The sequence below is a fragment of the Mesorhizobium sp. WSM4847 genome, from assembly GCF_055811335.1.
In genome coordinates, this window is the sequence record NZ_JBVVPY010000005.1 from 222,838 (window position 1) to 238,920 (window position 16,083).

The following is a 16,083-nucleotide window of genomic DNA, read 5'->3' on the forward strand; positions in this document are numbered from 1 at the left end:
CGGAGTTCTTCGTGAAGGATAAGGCCTAAGCCGCCGCGATCGCCAGCGCGTGACCGCGCGCGTTTTCGCGCAGCGCATCGAGGTGGATCGATTTGACCAATCCGGCGAGATCGCCTTCGGCGGACTGCCCGCCCAATTCCTTCAGCATCAGCCAGCTGACTTCCTGGACGCCGGCGAGGCGCTTGCCATTGGCGACCTCGCGCCAGATCTTCAGCGCGCGCAGGATGATGGCGTGCGTGGCCGCGGCCAGGCCGGCGCTGCGGAGCAGCGCCTGCAGCGCCACGTCGTGCCCGCCGGCCAGCAGCGCCCTCACCCGTTGTTCGGATTGCTGGCTGAGCGCGACCAGCGCCGAGCCGAAGAAATCGACCTTGCCGTGCGCAATGGTGCGAATGATGAAGCTTGCGGTCAGGTCGCCGCGCAGGCGCAGATGCTCGATGAGCGCCGCATGTTCTTCCTGGCGGGTGCCTTCGATCAGCGTCATCGACGCCTTGACGCAGGCGTCGCGCATGACGCGCTCGGTTCTGGCACGGCCCATCAGCGCCAGCACCAGCGGCGAACCTTTTAGCGTTTCACCAAGTTTTATCAGCAGCATATGCCGGCAGTCAGCGGGCAGACGCGCATCCGATATCAGCGCTTCGCGCAGCGAAGGCAGATGGCCATGGCGTTCGGCGATACGGCGGAAGCTGAGCGAAGCGATGTCGGCGCCGCTGTTGGCGAGAAGCGTGGCGCAGGCTTCCGGCTCGCCGATTTCGGCGATCGCGGCGGCGACCGCCATGGAGACGCGCGGACGATCGGCGATCAGTTTCTGGATCGCCTTCTGGCCGCCGGCAACCCGGTCGGTCAGATCGGCATCGGTAAGCAGCGGCGAACGTGCCAGCACCAGGCTGGCGACTTCCGGCTGATCGGACGCCAGCGCGCTGATGATCTGCAGCGGCGCGTGATGGCTCATCGACAGCGCCTCTGCCATCGCCAGCCGCACTTTCGACGAGGCATCGTCGAGCAGCAGCGTCAGCGCCGCCTCCGCCGCGCAGCGATCCTCGAAAGGCAGTTCGGCATTGATGTAGGCGCGGGCCAATGCGCTTGCTGCCGCGGCGCGCTCAGAGACCCTTGCCGTATGAATCCATTTCAGGAAATGCGAAACAACCATGCCGTCCGCTATGCCCCTAGCCCGAGTCCGTTCCCGCCCCAGTGAAGACCGTAGGCAGAAATGGTTTACGAACGGTTCACCATCTTTGTTAACTGCCCCTCTTTGTTAACTGGCTTGCGAGCGCGGTAGGCAGCGCCTATCAACCCTTAGAGCGACTTGCGCGCTTTCGGACGCACAAAGCACGCTAACACTTTGAAGCATCGTACTTTCCAAAAAATCGATTCCGATTTTCGGGGCGATGCGGCAGCGGAGGAGATCGACCATGGCCGGGCTTTATCTGGAAGAGTTCGTCGTCGGCCACGTCTTCCAGCACACGCTGCGGAAAACCGTCACCGAAAGCGACAACATGCTGTTCTCGGTAATGACGCTGAACCCGCAGCCGCTGCACATCGATTTCGATTTCGCCGCCAAAAGCGAATGGGGCAAGCCGCTGGTCAATTCGCTGTTCACGCTGGGCCTGATGATCGGTATTTCGGTGAACGACATCACCGTCGGCACCACCGTCGCCAATCTCGGCATGAAGGAGACGGTGTTTCCGCATCCGGTCTTCCACGGGGACACCATCCGCGTCGAGACGACGGTGGTGTCGGTGCGCGACTCCAGGTCGAAGCCGGACCGCGGCATCGTCGAATTCGAGCACCGCGCCTACAACCAGGACGACGTGCTCGTCGCCAAATGCACGAGGCAGGCGATGATGATGAAGAAGGCGGCCTGACCGATGCGCTCGCTGCTGTTCGTTCCCGGCGATTCGGAAAAGAAGCTGGAAAAGGCGATTGGCGCCGACGCCGACGTGGTCATCGTCGATCTCGAGGATTCGGTCGCGCCACAAAACAAAACCTTGGCCCGCGATATCGCCGCACGCTTCATCACCGAACACGGGCATCAAACCAGTTCCGCAATCTATGTCCGCATCAACGATCTCTCGACCGGCCTGGCGAATGACGATCTGGCGGCACTCGTGCCAGTGAAACCCGACGGCATCATGCTGCCGAAGTCGAACAGCGGACAGGATGTCCAGCAGCTCTCGGCCAAGCTCAGGGTGCACGAGGCCGAAAGCGGGGTCCCGGACGGTGCGATAAAAATCCTGCCGATCATCACCGAAACAGCTGCCGGTGTGCTGGCGACCGCGAGCTACGCCAACGCAAGTGCGCGGCTTGTCGGCGTGACCTGGGGTGCGGAAGATCTCTCGGCAGCAATCGGTGCGCGCACGGCCCGCGACGAGAATGGCCGCTACACCGATGTGTTCCGCTTCGCCCGCACCATGACCATCCTCGCCGCCGGTGACGCGGAAGTCGCGGCGATCGACACGGTTTTCCCAGATTTTCGCGACATGACCGGCTTCGCGGCGGAATGCGCCGAGGCCGAGCGCGACGGCTTCACCGGCAAGATGGCGATCCATCCGGCGCAGGTGCCTGTCATCAACGCCGCCTTCACGCCGTCGACCGAGGCGGTGAAACACTCCCTGGCGATCGTCCAGGCATTCGAGGCGGCTGGAAATCCCGGCGTCGTCGGCATCGGCGGCAAGATGTACGACCGGCCGCATCTCAAGCTGGCAGAGCGGCTTCTGGCACGCGCCAGGGCGGCAGGGATTTCGGCCTAATATTTTCCCAGCCTAGTCTTTTCCCCAATGAGGCCGGCGCAGCGAGAAGATCTTGCTGACGCTGGCATAATCCATATAGCCGAGACGGCCGACATTGCCCGCCCTGACGATATCGAAGATGCCGTCTTTCAGGAAGGCATCGTCGATATGCACACCGACGACTTCGCCGGCAACGACGATGGCGCCGGTCGGTGTCCCGTCCAGCGCCTTTGGACGCATGATCTCCGTCACCCGGCATTCAAGCGCCGCGGGCGCCGCCGCCACGCGGGGTGGCGCAACCAGCCGCGACGGCGCCATGGCGAGATCGGCATAGTCGAATTCGGTGACGCCGCGCGGCGCATCGACCGCGGTGCGGACCATTTTTTCAGCGAGATCGCGGCTGACGAGATTGGCGACGAACTCGCCCGTTTCTTCGGCGAATGTGGCGCTGTCCTTCTCGCCTTCGGATGAAAACCAGACGATGAAGGGCCGCGTCGAAAACGCATTGAAGAATGAATAGGGGGCGAGGTTGACCTCGCCGGCCTTGTTCACCGTCGAGATCCAGCCGATCGGCCGTGGCGCCACGATCGCCTTGGACGGGTCATGCGGCAGCCCGTGGCCTTTAGACGGCTCGTAGAACATTCAGCCCACCCATGGCCCTGCATAATCGCCATAGAGCTTTGCCGGATCCGGCCGCGGCCGCTCCGGCGCCGGCCCCTGATAGGAGCCGATATGGATGAAGCCGACCACCCGCTCATGCGGCGCCAGCCCCAGGATCGCCCTGCCCTCCGGCACGTCGGAATACCAGTTGCTGATCATGTTGGTGCCATAGCCCAGCGCATTGGCTGATAGCATCAGGTTCATCGCCGCCATGCCGCCGGACAGGAACATCTCCCATTGCGGGATTTTTGGGTTTTCCTTCGGGCTCGACACCACGCCGATCACCAAAGGCGCGCGCGAAAAGCGCGCCAGTTCCTGGTTATGGCGGCCTTCCGGCAGCGGCCCTTCGCGCTGTGCGGCAAGGGCCGCCAGCTTCTTGCCGATCTCGACGCGCGCCTCGCCCCGGTAGAGGATGAAGCGCCACGGCTCGAGCCGGCCGTGGTCCGGCACCCGCGAGGCGGCGGCAATCATCGTCGCGATGTCAGCGTCGCTGGGCGCCGGTTCCTTCAACTCCGGGATCGGCGCGGAATTTCGGGTCAGCAGAAAGTCGATGATCGGCGACGCCATGGGCGCAAGTCTCCTTGGAATTTGAGCTGAAGCGCACCATCGGGGCATCGGGCGGCTCGGGCTTGGCGCGGCGCGCCGCACAAAGAGCCCTCCAGTAGAAGCTGATCGGACTTTTGAGCCTTGAAATTGCCACCGCCTTGGGCTTCAACGCAAGCCATGTTTGAGGGGACATCGCGACTTTTCCCGATCTGGCTCGCAGCCGCACTGTTGATGGTGCCGGTTTCGCTTGCCGTCGCGCAGGATGCGGACGGCCTCGGTGATCTGAAACTTCCCGGAATGTCGAACTATGCGCCCCCAAAAAGCGAGGCACCGCTGGCAGCGGCGAGCAGCGGGGCGATTACGCTGTCGGCGCAATTGACCGACAAGGGCGCCGACATCACACGCGGCATCGTCTGGCGCGTCTTCAAGCCTGACGCCACCGGCGACGGCAAGCTGCCGATGGTCGCTTCCGCCCATGGCGGCAGCGCGGTGTTCCAGCTCGAGCCCGGCAGCTATCTGGTCCACGCCTCTTACGGCCGGGCCGGAGCCACCAAGCGCATCACCGTCGGCAAGGACGCCAAGCGCGAAAGCCTCGTGCTCGATGCCGGCGGACTCAAGCTCGACGCCGTCCTGTCAGGCGGGGTGCGCATACCGCCGAAGAAACTGCGCTTTTCGATCTATGAAGGCCAGGCCGAGGCCAATCACGATCGCGCCCTGATCATACCCGACGTCGAGCCGAACAGCGTCGTGCGGCTGAACGCGGGCGTCTATCACGTCGTCTCGACTTATGGCTCGGTGAATGCGGTCATCCGCTCAGACATCCGCGTCGAGGCCGGCAAGCTGACCGAAGCAGCCGTCGAGCATCGTGCGGCGGAGATGACCATGAAGCTGGTGCGCGAGCCGGGCGGAGAGGCGATCGCCGACACCTCCTGGTCGTTGCTCAACGAATCCGGCGATCCCATCCAGGAAACCGTCGGCGCCTTTGCTTCGATGGTGCTTGCCGAGGGCGACTACACAATCATCGCCAAGAACCGCGACCGCATCTACCAGAAAGATTTTACGGTCGTGGCCGGGCAGAACCAGGAAATCCAGGTTTTGGCCACGGAGGCCTCGGCGATCGATCCTCAGGAAGGCGCGGACTAGACGTCCGAACCCTGTGCGGGAACCGGTCCAGCAGCGTATGATTGCCGATCAAGCCGCGTTACGCATGCGTTGCGGCAGAAACTGGCCGCGGCCGCGCGGTTCCGCCGGAGCCAGATCGAAGACAGCCCGGTAAAGCCGCTCGAGCAAAGCCTTGCGGTCGCCCACCTGCTCCAGTTCGTCCCATCCCAGCACGTCGCCGACGCGCACGTCGATCGATTTGCCGGACAGCCGACCGAATTCGTGGATGAGCAGCGAAGTACGCAGCGTCAGCGAAGCCCTGCCGACGAACTTCGCGACGCGCCCGTCACGCTCGGCCAGGTTCATGGGTCCGCTGACCAGGTGGAACAGCCGCCCGTTCTGGCCGGAAAAGTGCATTGGGACAACCGACGCCTTGGCATCCCTAACGAGACGGGCCGGAAACATCTTCCACGGCAGGTCGCGCGCCCGGCCAAAACCTTTCGGCGCGGTGGCGACGCCGCCCGCGGGGAAGACGACGATGATGACGCCGTCTTTCAGCAGCCGCATCGCCTCATGGCGCACCGCCATGTTGTTCCTGAGCGCGTCCTTGGTCTCGGAAAAGTCGATCGGCAGCGAATAGGGCTCTATCTCGCGGATCTTGAGCAGATCCTTGTGGATCATGACACGGAACGGGCGCTGAAGCTGCTCGGCCAGCGACAGCACCGCAATGCCGTCGCCGATGCCGAACGGGTGGTTGGCGACGATCACCAGCGGCGTGTCAGGCAATTTTTCCGGCGGCCATTGGCCGGTGGTCCGCACCCTGACATCGATCAGCTCCAGCATGCGGCTGAACACGCGCTCGCCGCTCGGCACCACATGGCGGCGCCAAAAGTCATAGAGCGCCGCGAAGCGGTCGCGGCCGGACAGGCCTTCGATGGAGTGGATGAACCAGCGCGTCAATGTCGGCTGATGCGGGCTGGCATAGGAGAGCTCGGGAAACGGTCTTTCGCGCATCTTCAGCTTGAGCATGAGGCTCGTTACCAGGCTGGCGTGACAAGCGTGTGAACCTCGTCCGGCCCGATGCGGACGAGATTCACCCGCGCGCGCCGTTTTCCAAGTCGCGGAGATAGCTCAACACCGCTTCAAAATGCCCTTTGGCCACCAATTCGGCTGCGGTCTTATGATCGTACTCGGCGATCGGCTCGTTTCGATACCCGTAAATAGCTTTGCTGATGTCTCCGGTGAGCGTCGCCGCAGCCGTGATCGCCTTGATCATTTCGCGCATCCGGCTTTGCAGTCGCTCAGAGGCCGGGTTGCGAAGCGTGTTTCGGTGAACACCAGTCAGATCGGCCAGGTTCGTCACCTGGACCCCAAGCGCCTTTGAGAAGCGTTTTGGTGAAATGTATGGCGTGCGAGGTTCCTGAAGGCTCTCCACGAAGCCCGACACCATGGCTGCCTGCGTATTCTGAGCGACTGTCATCGATCTCTCCGGCGCGCCTGCAATGGCACTTGTTGGCACAATATGTGCACATTTCTTGCATCAAGTGCCGATTGCCCCGTCAGCTCTCAGGACAAAGAAATAAACTGCGACGGAAATACGAAGCGCTGCGACGTCAACCTTGTCGGCGTGAACTTCGCCCGGATTACTGCCGACAAGGATGCGCCATTGGAGCCAGGGTCAGGCCACTCGTTTGCGCCTGCGGTCGGGCGTCACCGCTTCTTCGGCAAGCATCGCCACCGCCTGGCCAAGGCCGAGCGACTCCTGGTCGCGCGAGCCGAGCCGGCGGATGTTGACCGTCTCTTCCTCCGCCTCGCGCTTGCCGCAGACGAGGATCACCGGAACCTTGGCCAGGCTGTGCTCGCGGACCTTGTAGTTGATCTTCTCGTTGCGAAGATCGGCTTCCGCCAACAGTCCGGCCGCCTTCAGCTGCGCGACGACCTTTTGCGCGTAATCGTCGGCATCGGAGGTGATCGTCGCAACCACCACTTGCAGCGGCGCGAACCACAGCGGGAAATGGCCGGAATAGTTCTCGATCAGGATGCCGAGGAAGCGCTCCATCGAACCGCAGATGGCGCGATGCACCATCACCGGCTGCTTTTTTTCCGAATCCGAGCCGATGTAGAAGGCGCCGAACCGTTCCGGCAGGTTGAAATCGACCTGCGTGGTCCCGCATTGCCAATCGCGGCCGATGGCGTCCTTCAGCACATATTCGAATTTTGGCCCGTAGAACGTGCCCTCGCCCGGATTGACGCCGGTCTTGATCCGGTTGCCCGACCGCGCTGCGATCTTGTCGAGCACGTCCTGCAGCACGCCCTCGGCATGATCCCACATAGCGTCGGTGCCGACCCGTTTTTCGGGACGCGTCGCCAGCTTGACGGTGATTTCGTCGAAGCCGAAATCGGCATAGGTCGACAGGATCAGGTCGTTGATCTTGATGCACTCGTCGGCGAGCTGTTCCTCGGTGCAGAAGATGTGGGCATCGTCCTGGGTAAAGCCGCGCACGCGCATCAGCCCATGCAGCGCGCCGGACGGCTCATAGCGATGCACATTACCGAATTCCGCAAGTTTTACCGGCAGATCGCGGTAGGACTTCAGACCGTGCTTGAAGATCTGGACGTGGCCGGGGCAGTTCATCGGCTTCAGTGCAAACATCCGGTCGTCGTCGGTGTCGTCGCCGGCAACCGTCACCTTGAACATATTGTCCCGGTACCAGCCCCAGTGACCTGACGTCTCCCACAGGCTTTTGTCGAGCACTTGCGGCGCGTTGACTTCCTGATAACCCTGCTCGTCGAGGCGGCGGCGCATGTAGTTGACCAGGTTCTGGAACAGCCTCCAGCCCTTGGCATGCCAAAAGACGACGCCCGGCCCCTCCTCCTGGAAATGGAACAGGTCCATCTCGCGGCCGAGCTTCCTGTGGTCGCGCTTTTCGGCTTCCTCCAGCATGGTCTGATAGGCATCGAGCTGCGCCTGATCGGCCCAGGCCGTGCCATAGATGCGGGTCAGCATCGGGTTGTTCGAATCGCCGCGCCAATAGGCGCCGGCCACCTTCATCAGCTTGAAGGCGCTGCCGATCTGTCCGGTCGAGACCATATGCGGGCCGCGGCAGAGGTCGAACCAATCGCCTTGCGCATAGATCTTGAGGTCCTGATCCTCGGGAATGGCGTCGATCAGTTCCAGCTTGTAGCGCTCGCCCTTGTCGGCAAAGATCTTTTTCGCCTTCTCGCGCGACCACACCTCTTTGGTGAACGGCTTGTTGCGCGCGATGATCTCGCGCATCTTCTTCTCGATCACCGGGAAATCATCGGGCGTGAACGGCTCGTTGCGGGCAAAATCATAGTAGAATCCGTTCTCGATCACTGGGCCGATGGTCACCTGCGTACCCGGCCACAATTCCTGCACGGCTTCGGCCAGCACGTGCGCTGCGTCATGGCGGATGAGCTCCAGTGCGCGCGGGTCTTCGCGGGTGATGATCTCGACCTTGCCGGACTTGCCGAGCGGGTCGGAAAGATCGCGCACCACGCCATCGATCGAGTAGGCGACCGCCTTCCTGGCCAGCGACTTCGAGATCGATTCCGCCAGGCCGGCGCCGGTCATCGCCGCTTCGTAGTCGCGGACGGAGCCATCGGGAAATGTCAGGGAAACGGAATTCAGCATAAAATTCTCCTATCCAGTCCCGCAAACGAACGCGGGTGGTGAAATGCATGTCACCCAAAAGTGTGCAGCGGTTTTTGGCCGACGACATGCATAAAGTAAAAAGCCGGATGCGTCCGGCGGCAGTCTTTTATGGGCAGATTTTCGTGCCGTAAAGGCGAATGACCAATCACTTGCTCCTGTCGACGAGATTCGGCAGCTCTTTCAGGAACATCGTCCGCGCCTGAGGCCCCTTCGGCGTATCGGAACGTTTCGTATCGATTACCAGGCGGGCAAAGACGATGCTGCGCGCATCCTTGTTCGCCCAGCCGACAAACCAGCCAAGCGGGCCCTTGTCGGCGCTTTCGCCAAGCCTGGTGGTCCCGGTCTTGCCCTGCACCGTCCAGCCACCTGACCGGAAGGTCGGCAAGATCGCTTTGGTCATCGCGTGGGCTTTGGCCGAAACCGGCAGTTCGCCGGCAAGCAGCCGGCGCATGAAATTCACCTGTTCGACCGGCGATATCTCAAGGGAAGAATTCACCCAGGACCGGGTGAGGCCATCATTCCTGCCGGGAGTGCCGGCAACATCGGTGTTGCCGTAGTCGAATTTCGAGACGTAGCCGGCGAACCGCTCGCTGCCGAGCCGGCGGGTGATTTCCTGCGAAAACCACAGCACCGAGTCCTTTTCCCAGATCGTCGGGTCGACGGTTTTCTGGTCCCGCTTGACCGCCTTGAACTCGGGCTTGTAGCCCCAGGCCGGCGTGTGCTCGTCGCTCAGGATTCCCGCGTCATAGCCGATCAGGGCCAAGGGGACCTTGAAAGTCGAGGCGGGACTGAAGCGCTGGTCGCAGACCCCGTCCCGATACAGCGTTTCACCGCTTGCAGCATCCAGGATCAGCGTGCATTCGACCTCCCCCAGCGGCGCCGATTGTGCGCGGATCGGAAAACCAAAAAGCCAGGCCAGAAGGTAGATAACCAAGGCGAAAACGAATGGACGGCGGTCTATCTGGCGCATTGGCAATCTCTCCTGATGGCTATCAGGAGCGGCTTAGCGAGGCGTCTTGTCTCGATTTTGTCTTAAATGCGCAACGTGCGGTTAACCCTAGCAAATCGTAAAGATCCTGCTCTGGTTGCAGAGCTTACGCCCCACCGGCATCGGTTTCCGGATCACTGCGCTTTTTCCCGATCCGCCAGTACCGCCAGGGTGTGAACCAGACATAGCGCTCGGCCAGCACCTCCGGCACCCGGTCGATGCCATGCGTTCCGCCCGGCCCGCAGCGCAGCACGCGGAAAAAACCCAGCCAGCTGCCGGCCCATAGCCCATGGCGGGCGATCGCTTCGTGCGCGTATTCGGAACAGGTCGGCAAATGCCGGCAGGAATTGCCGACAAAGCCGGACAGCGTCAGCTGGTAGAAGCGCACGAGTGAGGTGCCGACGATTCGGCCGGGCGTCTTGCGCCAGGGGCCCGGCCAGTTGCGCGTGTATCGCGGCCTCTGATGCGTGTGATCCGTCGCCATTTGACGGCTACGCCGCCTGTTCGGCGCGCTTCTTCTCGATCTGGCCGATCGCGTCGACCACCGCATCGAAGGTCAGCATGGTCGAGGCATGGCGCGCCTTGTAGTCACGCACCGGCTCGAGATATCTGAGATCGGCGAAGCGGCCTTGCGGCGGTGCGCCGTTTTCCTTCAGCATCTTCAGCATGGTCTCGCGAACGCTGCGCAACTCATCCGCGCTGGCGCCGACGACATGCTGCGCCATGATCGAGGACGACGCCTGGCCAAGCGCGCAGGCTTTGACGTCATGGGCGAAATCGGTGACGATACCGTCATCCATCTTCAGATCGACGGTCACCGTCGAGCCGCACAGCTTGGAATGCGCGCGCGCGGTTGCATCGGGATGGTCGAGCCGGCCGATCCGCGCGATATTCCCGGCAAATCCCAGAATTTTCGCATTGTAGACGTCGTCGATCATATTTTTCCAATCCGTCGCCGCCGAGCGAACAGCGATTGCCGCAGACGGCCTTCCTTTCGCTCGCAACGATCATATATAATGCTGGTACTCGGGTATGGACAAGGCGACCAACGACCGCGTCCCTGCTCAATTCACTTCACGCCGCTTACGGGCTGGAAACAGGGCACGTTTCTAACACCCGAAAGGTCGTGGTCCGTTCAACTCGTTCCTCCTGAGAGGGGAACTACGGGAGACGCCTTTATGGATGCCGTCATCAAGAAATTCATGCCCCCTTCCGCCTATATGGAAAAGCCGGTCACCGATCGGCCGACCGAAGCCGAAGCCGAGGCCGCGGTTCGCACGCTGTTGCGCTGGACCGGCGACAATCCGGACCGGGAGGGCCTGGTCGATACGCCAAAGCGTGTGGTGAAGGCCTATCGCGAAATGTTCGGCGGTTACGACAAATGCCCGGCCGAAGAACTCGGCCGCACCTTCGAGGAAGTCGCCGGCTATGACGATCTTGTTCTCGTCAAGGATATAACGTTCCATTCGCATTGCGAGCACCACATGGTGCCGATCATCGGCAAGGCGCATGTCGGTTATCTGCCGGACGGCAAGGTCGTCGGCCTGTCCAAGATCGCCCGCGTCGTCGATATCTTTGCCCAGCGCCTGCAGACCCAGGAAGCGATGACCGCACAGATCGCCGGCGTCATCCAGGATGTGCTCAATCCGCGCGGCGTCGCCGTCATGCTCGAAGCCGAGCATATGTGCATGGCCATGCGCGGCATCCGCAAGGAAGGCTCCACGACGCTGACCTCGACCTTCACCGGCGTCTTCAAGGACACGCCCGAGGAACAGGTCCGTTTCGTCACCATGGTGCGCGGCGGCAGGGGCTGAACGAGCCTCGCCGGCCGCCAGCCATGGTCGCGAGAAATGAGAACCGGTTCTCGGATCAGATCATGGCCAAACAACAAGACAGAGCCTCGCCCGTTCCGATCCGATCGTGCTCGGCGAGGCTCTGAACAAGGACCGGCGATGTCGGCAGTGGAATTTCCGAAAGCTCCATCAGACAAGAAAGCACTGGAAGAAAGCACGGTCTTTTCGCCGCGCTTCGATGCCGGCGGCCTGGTCACCGTCGTCGTCACCGATGCCGAAGACGGCATGCTGCTGATGGTCGCGCATATGAACGCCGAGGCGCTGGCGCTGACGCTGGAAACCGGCATCGCCCACTACTGGTCGCGCTCGCGCAGCGCTCTGTGGAAGAAGGGCGAAACATCCGGGAATGTCCAGAAAATCGTCGAGATGCTCACGGATTGTGACCAGGACGCAATATGGTTGCGCGTCAAAGTGATGGGCCACGACGCAACCTGCCACACCGGCCGGCGTTCCTGCTTTTATCGGACGGTGGGACTGATCGACGGCAAGGGGACGCTTGCCAACGATGGCAGCAAGCCGCTGTTCGATACGCAAGAAACGTATCGAAAGCCTCATGAACCATCTATTTGAACCATTCGCCGAACTGCAATCACGTATATTCATGATTTCGATACGGCCTGCCGATAATTTAGCCGCGGGACAAGGGAGATTGTGATGCTCGAATGGGCGTCATTGCATAACAGACCAGACGTTCGGGAGGCGAATGGCCTGTCATCGTCCGCCGGTGCATCCGAAAAGAGCCCCGCCAGGAAAACAGGCATTTCGCTGGCGCTGGGCGGCGGCTGCGCGCGTGGCTGGGCCCATATCGGCGTGCTGCGCGCGCTCGACGAAGCCGGCATCGAAGTGTCGATGATCGCCGGCACCTCGATCGGCGCGCTGGTCGGCGGCTGCTACCTTGCCGGCAAGCTGGATGAGCTGGAAGAATTCGCCAGAAGCCTGACCAAGCGGCGCATTTTTGGTCTTCTCGATCTCAACCTGCGCGGCAGCGGACTGTTCGGCGGCATGAAGCTCGATGCACGGCTGCGCGAGCACATGGCCGGCATCCGTTTCGAGGATCTGCCAAAACCTTTCGTCTGCGTCACCACGGAGATCCGCACCGGCCATGAAATCTGGCTGTCGGGCGGCTCGCTGATCACCGCCATGCGCGCCTCCTACGCCCTGCCCGGCGTATTCGAACCGGTCAGTTGCAACGGGCGCGTTCTGGTCGACGGCGCGCTGGTCAATCCGGTCCCGGTCTCGGTGTGCCGCGCCTACGAGCAGCCGCTCGTGGTCGCGGTGAACCTTCACTACGATCTGTTCGGCCGCGCCGCCGTCATCAAGCACAGCGCCGGCGAACTGGTCGTCGAGAAGGACGCGCCAAGGCCCGGCCTGATCGACACAGGGCACCAGTACCAGACACGGCTCGGCATCACCGGGGTTATGGTCGAAGCCTTCAACATCATCCAGGATCGCATTTCGCGGGCGCGTCTTGCCGGCGACCCGCCTGATATGTCGCTGCAGCCAAAACTCAGCCATATCGGCCTGACCGAATTCCATCGCGCCGACGAGGCGATCCGCATCGGCTATCAGGTGACGATGGCGCAGATCGACGAGTTGGCCCGCCTGCAGGCGGTTCTCGCCTGAAGCGCGACCCGAACTGAAGGTCCGCGCAGAAAACGGAAGCTATCCTCAGGCGCGCGCGGCATCGACGATGCGGAACTGCACCGTGCGGTTGCCGTTCCAGTGATTGCCCGACAGCGAACCGGCGACATGCACCGGCTTGCCCCTGTTCTTGAACAGGAATTCGCCGAGCGCCGTATCGACGGCGCGAAACGCGATCGCCTGGATGCGGCCGCCGCTTTCCGACTGCAACTCGGCGCGGATGTGATTGGTGCCGACCGGCCTCGCATCGGCAAGGCGATGGCGCGGCAGCGCGAAGACCGGTGCGACATGCCCGGCGCCGAACGGGCCGGCTTTCTCCAGTGCATCGAGCAGGCCAAGCGTCGCGCCTTCGGCGGCCAGCGCGCCGTCGATCGCCAGGCTTTCCTCGCCTTGCAGCGGGAACACCTCGGCCGCCGCTCGTTCCTCGAAGAAGGCCCTGAGCGCGCCAAGTTTCGCCCGCTCCACCGTGATGCCGGCCGCCATGCCATGGCCGCCGCCCTTGACGATCAGCCCGGCAATGGCCGCCTCGCGCACCAGCCGGCCAAGATCGAAGCCCGACACCGAACGGCCGGACCCAGTGCCGACACCATTGGCGTTGAAGGCGATGGCGAAAGCCGGCCGGCGCGCATGGTCCTTGAGCCGCGAGGCCAGCAGGCCGACGATGCCCGGATGCCAGTTGGAGCTGGCGGTGACGACGATGGCCGGGCCATTGCCGCCGGCAAGCTCGGCATCGGCCTCGACGCGCGCCGCGGCCAGCATTTCCAGTTCCATCTGCTGCCGCTCCTGATTGAGCCGGTCCAGCGTCTCGGCGATGGTGCGGGCCTCGACGGGATCGTCGGTGGCGAGCAGGCGGCTGCCGAGTGCTGCGTCGCCGATGCGCCCACCGGCGTTGATGCGCGGGCCGATCAGATAGGCCAGATGAAAGGTGCTGACCGGCTCGCCGATGCGCGAGACCCGCGCCAACGCCGCCAATCCTTCGTTCCTCTGCTGGCGTGCGATCTGCAGTCCCTTGACCACGAAGGCGCGGTTGACGCCGGTCAGCGGCACCACGTCGCAAACGGTGGCCAGCGCAACGAGGTCGAGCAAGCCGAGCAGGTCCGGCGGTGCGGCATCGGGCAACCGGCCGCGCAGGATCCTCGCCGTCTGCACCAGCGCCAGGAAGACGACGCCGGCGGCACAAAGATGGCCCTGCCCCGAAAGGTCGTCCTCGCGATTGGGATTGACGACCGCAACCGCTGCCGGCAACGGACCGCCGAGCTGGTGGTGGTCGAGCACCACGACATCGGCGCCGGCAGCGTTCGCCGCGTCGATGGATACGGCGCTGTTGGTACCGCAATCGACGGTGACGATCAGCGTCGCGCCGCGCGAGACGAGTTCGCGCATCGCTTCCGGATTGGGGCCGTACCCTTCGAAGATACGGTCCGGTATGTAGATCTCCGCAGGCACCGAGAAATGCGTGAGGAACCGCTTGAGCAGCGCCGACGAGGCGGCGCCGTCGACATCGTAGTCGCCGAAGATCGCCACCTTTTCCCTGGCAACGACTGCCCCGGCGATGCGGGCGGCGGCCTTGTCCATGTCGGTCAGCGACGCCGGGTCCGGCAAAAGATCGCGGATGGTCGGATCCAGGAACCGCTCGGTCTGCTCGGCGGTCACGCCGCGCCCGGCAAGCACGCGCGCAACGATGTCCGGCACGCCATAGCCTTGCGCTATGGCAAGCGCGGTCATGTCCTGCCGCTCGGTCAACCGGTGCTCCCAGGAAACACCTGATGCCGACTGCCTGACATCGAGGAAGATACGGTTTTCGCCCGTCATGCGACGCGCCGTCTGCGGATTGTCATTTCTCACAATATGCGACGGCCAGCCGAGTCGGGAATCAAAACTTTTCCAGATCCTGGTGCCTGGCCTTGATCTCGCGCACGGTGCGCGACGACGAGCGCAGCACGATCGTATGCGTGGTGATAAAATTGCGGCCGAACTTGACGCCGGCCAGCATGTTGCCGTCGGTCACGCCGGTTGCCGCGAACAGCACGTCGCCGCGCGCCATGTCTTGCGCGCGGTAGACCCGCTTCGGATCGAGGATGCCCATCTTCGCCGCGCGCGCCAGCTTTTGCGGCGTGTCGAGGATCAGCCTTCCCTGCATCTGGCCGCCGGTGCAACGCAACGCTGCCGCCGCCAGCACACCCTCCGGCGCGCCGCCGGTGCCGAGATAGATGTCGATGCCGGTTTCGTCCGGATCGGTGGTATGGATGACGCCGGCGACGTCACCATCGCCGATCAGCCGGATCGCAGCGCCCGTGGTGCGCACCGCCTCGATCAGCGCGCCATGGCGCGGCCGGTCGAGGATGCAGGCGGTGATCTCCGACACCGCCACGCCCTTGGCCCTGGCCAGGCTGGCGATGTTTTCGGCCGGCGCGGCATCGATGTCGATGACGCCGTCCGCATAACCCGGGCCAATGGCGATCTTGTCCATATAGACGTCGGGCGCGAACAGAAGGCTGCCCTTTTCCGCAATGGCGATGACCGCCAGTGCATTGGGCAGGTTCTTGGCGCAGATCGTCGTGCCTTCGAGCGGATCGAGCGCAATATCGACCGCCGGGCCTTTGCCGGAACCGACCTCTTCGCCGATATAGAGCATCGGCGCCTCGTCGCGCTCGCCTTCGCCGATCACCACCGTGCCGTTGATGGCGAGGCGGTTGAGCTCTTCGCGCATCGCGTCGACCGCGACCTGGTCGGCAGCCTTTTCGTCGCCGCGTCCGCGCAATCTGGCTGCCGCAACGGCGGCGCGTTCGGTGACACGCACCAGTTCCATTGTGAGTATCCGGTCAAGGCCGGCGACGATGTTCTGGGCAACGTTCATCGGTGGACAATCCTCGTTGGCACATTGCCTCCCGC

General features: G+C 63.1%; 17 protein-coding genes. 6 read left to right on the plus strand and 11 right to left on the minus strand.

Features of this window, described 5'->3' with window-relative positions; translation table 11 throughout:
- Positions 1–25: 25 nt before the first annotated feature.
- Positions 26–1,147: a DUF2336 domain-containing protein gene (locus AC0L28_RS09230; RefSeq protein ID WP_473476931.1), complete on the minus strand. Its 1,122-nt coding sequence runs from the start codon at positions 1,145–1,147 to the stop codon at positions 26–28.
- 238 nt (positions 1,148–1,385) lie between these two features.
- On the opposite strand from AC0L28_RS09230, the gene AC0L28_RS09235 reads away from it, so the two are divergent.
- Entirely contained in the window at positions 1,386–1,862 is a 477-nt protein-coding gene (locus AC0L28_RS09235; RefSeq protein ID WP_473476934.1) for a MaoC family dehydratase, read from the plus strand.
- Positions 1,863–1,865: 3 nt separating this feature from the next.
- Complete coding sequence (locus AC0L28_RS09240) at positions 1,866–2,747, plus strand: HpcH/HpaI aldolase/citrate lyase family protein (protein ID WP_473476936.1); 882 nt, start codon at positions 1,866–1,868, stop codon at positions 2,745–2,747.
- Between the two features lie 12 nt (positions 2,748–2,759).
- On the opposite strand, the gene AC0L28_RS09245 is transcribed toward AC0L28_RS09240, so the two are convergent.
- Together AC0L28_RS09245 and AC0L28_RS09250 are read right to left on the minus strand one after the other, a co-directional pair.
- The gene (locus AC0L28_RS09245) at positions 2,760–3,368 is read right to left on the minus strand and encodes a flavin reductase family protein (protein WP_473476939.1); all 609 of its coding nucleotides are present in this window, start codon (positions 3,366–3,368) and stop codon (positions 2,760–2,762) included.
- A complete protein-coding gene (locus tag AC0L28_RS09250) occupies positions 3,369–3,953 on the minus strand; it encodes a nitroreductase family protein (protein ID WP_128244793.1) in 585 nt (194 codons plus the stop codon).
- A 156-nt stretch (positions 3,954–4,109) separates the two neighbouring features.
- Between AC0L28_RS09250 and AC0L28_RS09255 the strand changes: the two genes are divergently transcribed.
- A complete protein-coding gene (locus AC0L28_RS09255; protein WP_023801050.1) occupies positions 4,110–5,075 on the plus strand; it encodes a hypothetical protein in 966 nt (321 codons plus the stop codon).
- A gap of 48 nt (positions 5,076–5,123) precedes the next feature.
- Here AC0L28_RS09255 and AC0L28_RS09260 read toward each other — a convergent pair whose 3' ends face one another.
- The 6 genes from AC0L28_RS09260 to AC0L28_RS09285 form a co-directional block, all read right to left on the minus strand.
- Entirely contained in the window at positions 5,124–6,062 is a 939-nt protein-coding gene (locus tag AC0L28_RS09260) for a lysophospholipid acyltransferase family protein (protein WP_287174045.1), read from the minus strand.
- A 64-nt stretch (positions 6,063–6,126) separates the two neighbouring features.
- A complete protein-coding gene (locus AC0L28_RS09265; protein ID WP_473476941.1) occupies positions 6,127–6,513 on the minus strand; it encodes a hypothetical protein in 387 nt (128 codons plus the stop codon).
- A gap of 198 nt (positions 6,514–6,711) precedes the next feature.
- Positions 6,712–8,688: a threonine--tRNA ligase gene (gene thrS, locus AC0L28_RS09270; protein WP_128170790.1), complete on the minus strand. Its 1,977-nt coding sequence runs from the start codon at positions 8,686–8,688 to the stop codon at positions 6,712–6,714.
- A gap of 166 nt (positions 8,689–8,854) precedes the next feature.
- On the minus strand, positions 8,855–9,679 hold the full coding sequence (gene blaOXA / locus AC0L28_RS09275) for a class D beta-lactamase (RefSeq protein WP_473476944.1): 825 nt from the start codon (positions 9,677–9,679) through the stop codon (positions 8,855–8,857).
- A 124-nt stretch (positions 9,680–9,803) separates the two neighbouring features.
- Entirely contained in the window at positions 9,804–10,181 is a 378-nt protein-coding gene (gene yidD, locus AC0L28_RS09280; protein ID WP_473476946.1) for a membrane protein insertion efficiency factor YidD, read from the minus strand.
- 7 nt (positions 10,182–10,188) lie between these two features.
- A complete protein-coding gene (locus AC0L28_RS09285; protein ID WP_023801044.1) occupies positions 10,189–10,635 on the minus strand; it encodes an iron-sulfur cluster assembly scaffold protein in 447 nt (148 codons plus the stop codon).
- Positions 10,636–10,875: 240 nt separating this feature from the next.
- Here AC0L28_RS09285 and folE point away from each other — a divergent pair, with 240 nt between their 5' ends.
- The 3 genes from folE to AC0L28_RS09300 all read left to right on the plus strand — a co-directional run bounded on the left by folE (position 10,876) and on the right by AC0L28_RS09300 (position 13,173).
- Positions 10,876–11,511: a GTP cyclohydrolase I FolE gene (folE, locus tag AC0L28_RS09290; protein WP_023801043.1), complete on the plus strand. Its 636-nt coding sequence runs from the start codon at positions 10,876–10,878 to the stop codon at positions 11,509–11,511.
- Between the two features lie 138 nt (positions 11,512–11,649).
- On the plus strand, positions 11,650–12,120 hold the full coding sequence (hisI, locus tag AC0L28_RS09295; RefSeq protein WP_023801042.1) for a phosphoribosyl-AMP cyclohydrolase: 471 nt from the start codon (positions 11,650–11,652) through the stop codon (positions 12,118–12,120).
- A gap of 84 nt (positions 12,121–12,204) precedes the next feature.
- On the plus strand, positions 12,205–13,173 hold the full coding sequence (locus AC0L28_RS09300; RefSeq protein ID WP_023801041.1) for a patatin family protein: 969 nt from the start codon (positions 12,205–12,207) through the stop codon (positions 13,171–13,173).
- Between the two features lie 45 nt (positions 13,174–13,218).
- Here AC0L28_RS09300 and recJ read toward each other — a convergent pair whose 3' ends face one another.
- Both recJ and glpX read right to left on the minus strand, forming a co-directional pair.
- Positions 13,219–15,003 (minus strand): single-stranded-DNA-specific exonuclease RecJ, encoded by a 1,785-nt coding sequence (gene recJ / locus AC0L28_RS09305; protein ID WP_473476950.1) that lies wholly within the window; start codon positions 15,001–15,003, stop codon positions 13,219–13,221.
- A gap of 61 nt (positions 15,004–15,064) precedes the next feature.
- A complete protein-coding gene (glpX, locus tag AC0L28_RS09310) occupies positions 15,065–16,048 on the minus strand; it encodes a class II fructose-bisphosphatase (protein WP_473476952.1) in 984 nt (327 codons plus the stop codon).
- Positions 16,049–16,083: the final 35 nt, after the last annotated feature.

Bases quoted from the DNA above. Each gene is read 5' to 3' on its own strand.
- AC0L28_RS09230 (WP_473476931.1), bottom strand. From the start codon at position 1,147: ATGGTTGTTTCGCATTTCCTGAAATGGATTCATACGGCAAGGGTCTCT.
- AC0L28_RS09235 (WP_473476934.1), top strand. From the start codon at position 1,386: ATGCGGCAGCGGAGGAGATCGACCATGGCCGGGCTTTATCTGGAAGAG.
- AC0L28_RS09240 (WP_473476936.1), top strand. From the start codon at position 1,866: ATGCGCTCGCTGCTGTTCGTTCCCGGCGATTCGGAAAAGAAGCTGGAA.
- AC0L28_RS09245 (WP_473476939.1), bottom strand. From the start codon at position 3,368: ATGTTCTACGAGCCGTCTAAAGGCCACGGGCTGCCGCATGACCCGTCC.
- AC0L28_RS09250 (WP_128244793.1), bottom strand. From the start codon at position 3,953: ATGGCGTCGCCGATCATCGACTTTCTGCTGACCCGAAATTCCGCGCCG.
- AC0L28_RS09255 (WP_023801050.1), top strand. From the start codon at position 4,110: ATGTTTGAGGGGACATCGCGACTTTTCCCGATCTGGCTCGCAGCCGCA.
- AC0L28_RS09260 (WP_287174045.1), bottom strand. From the start codon at position 6,062: ATGCTCAAGCTGAAGATGCGCGAAAGACCGTTTCCCGAGCTCTCCTAT.
- AC0L28_RS09265 (WP_473476941.1), bottom strand. From the start codon at position 6,513: ATGACAGTCGCTCAGAATACGCAGGCAGCCATGGTGTCGGGCTTCGTG.
- thrS (WP_128170790.1), bottom strand. From the start codon at position 8,688: ATGCTGAATTCCGTTTCCCTGACATTTCCCGATGGCTCCGTCCGCGAC.
- blaOXA (WP_473476944.1), bottom strand. From the start codon at position 9,679: ATGCGCCAGATAGACCGCCGTCCATTCGTTTTCGCCTTGGTTATCTAC.
- yidD (WP_473476946.1), bottom strand. From the start codon at position 10,181: ATGGCGACGGATCACACGCATCAGAGGCCGCGATACACGCGCAACTGG.
- AC0L28_RS09285 (WP_023801044.1), bottom strand. From the start codon at position 10,635: ATGATCGACGACGTCTACAATGCGAAAATTCTGGGATTTGCCGGGAAT.
- folE (WP_023801043.1), top strand. From the start codon at position 10,876: ATGGATGCCGTCATCAAGAAATTCATGCCCCCTTCCGCCTATATGGAA.
- hisI (WP_023801042.1), top strand. From the start codon at position 11,650: ATGTCGGCAGTGGAATTTCCGAAAGCTCCATCAGACAAGAAAGCACTG.
- AC0L28_RS09300 (WP_023801041.1), top strand. From the start codon at position 12,205: ATGCTCGAATGGGCGTCATTGCATAACAGACCAGACGTTCGGGAGGCG.
- recJ (WP_473476950.1), bottom strand. From the start codon at position 15,003: ATGACGGGCGAAAACCGTATCTTCCTCGATGTCAGGCAGTCGGCATCA.
- glpX (WP_473476952.1), bottom strand. From the start codon at position 16,048: ATGAACGTTGCCCAGAACATCGTCGCCGGCCTTGACCGGATACTCACA.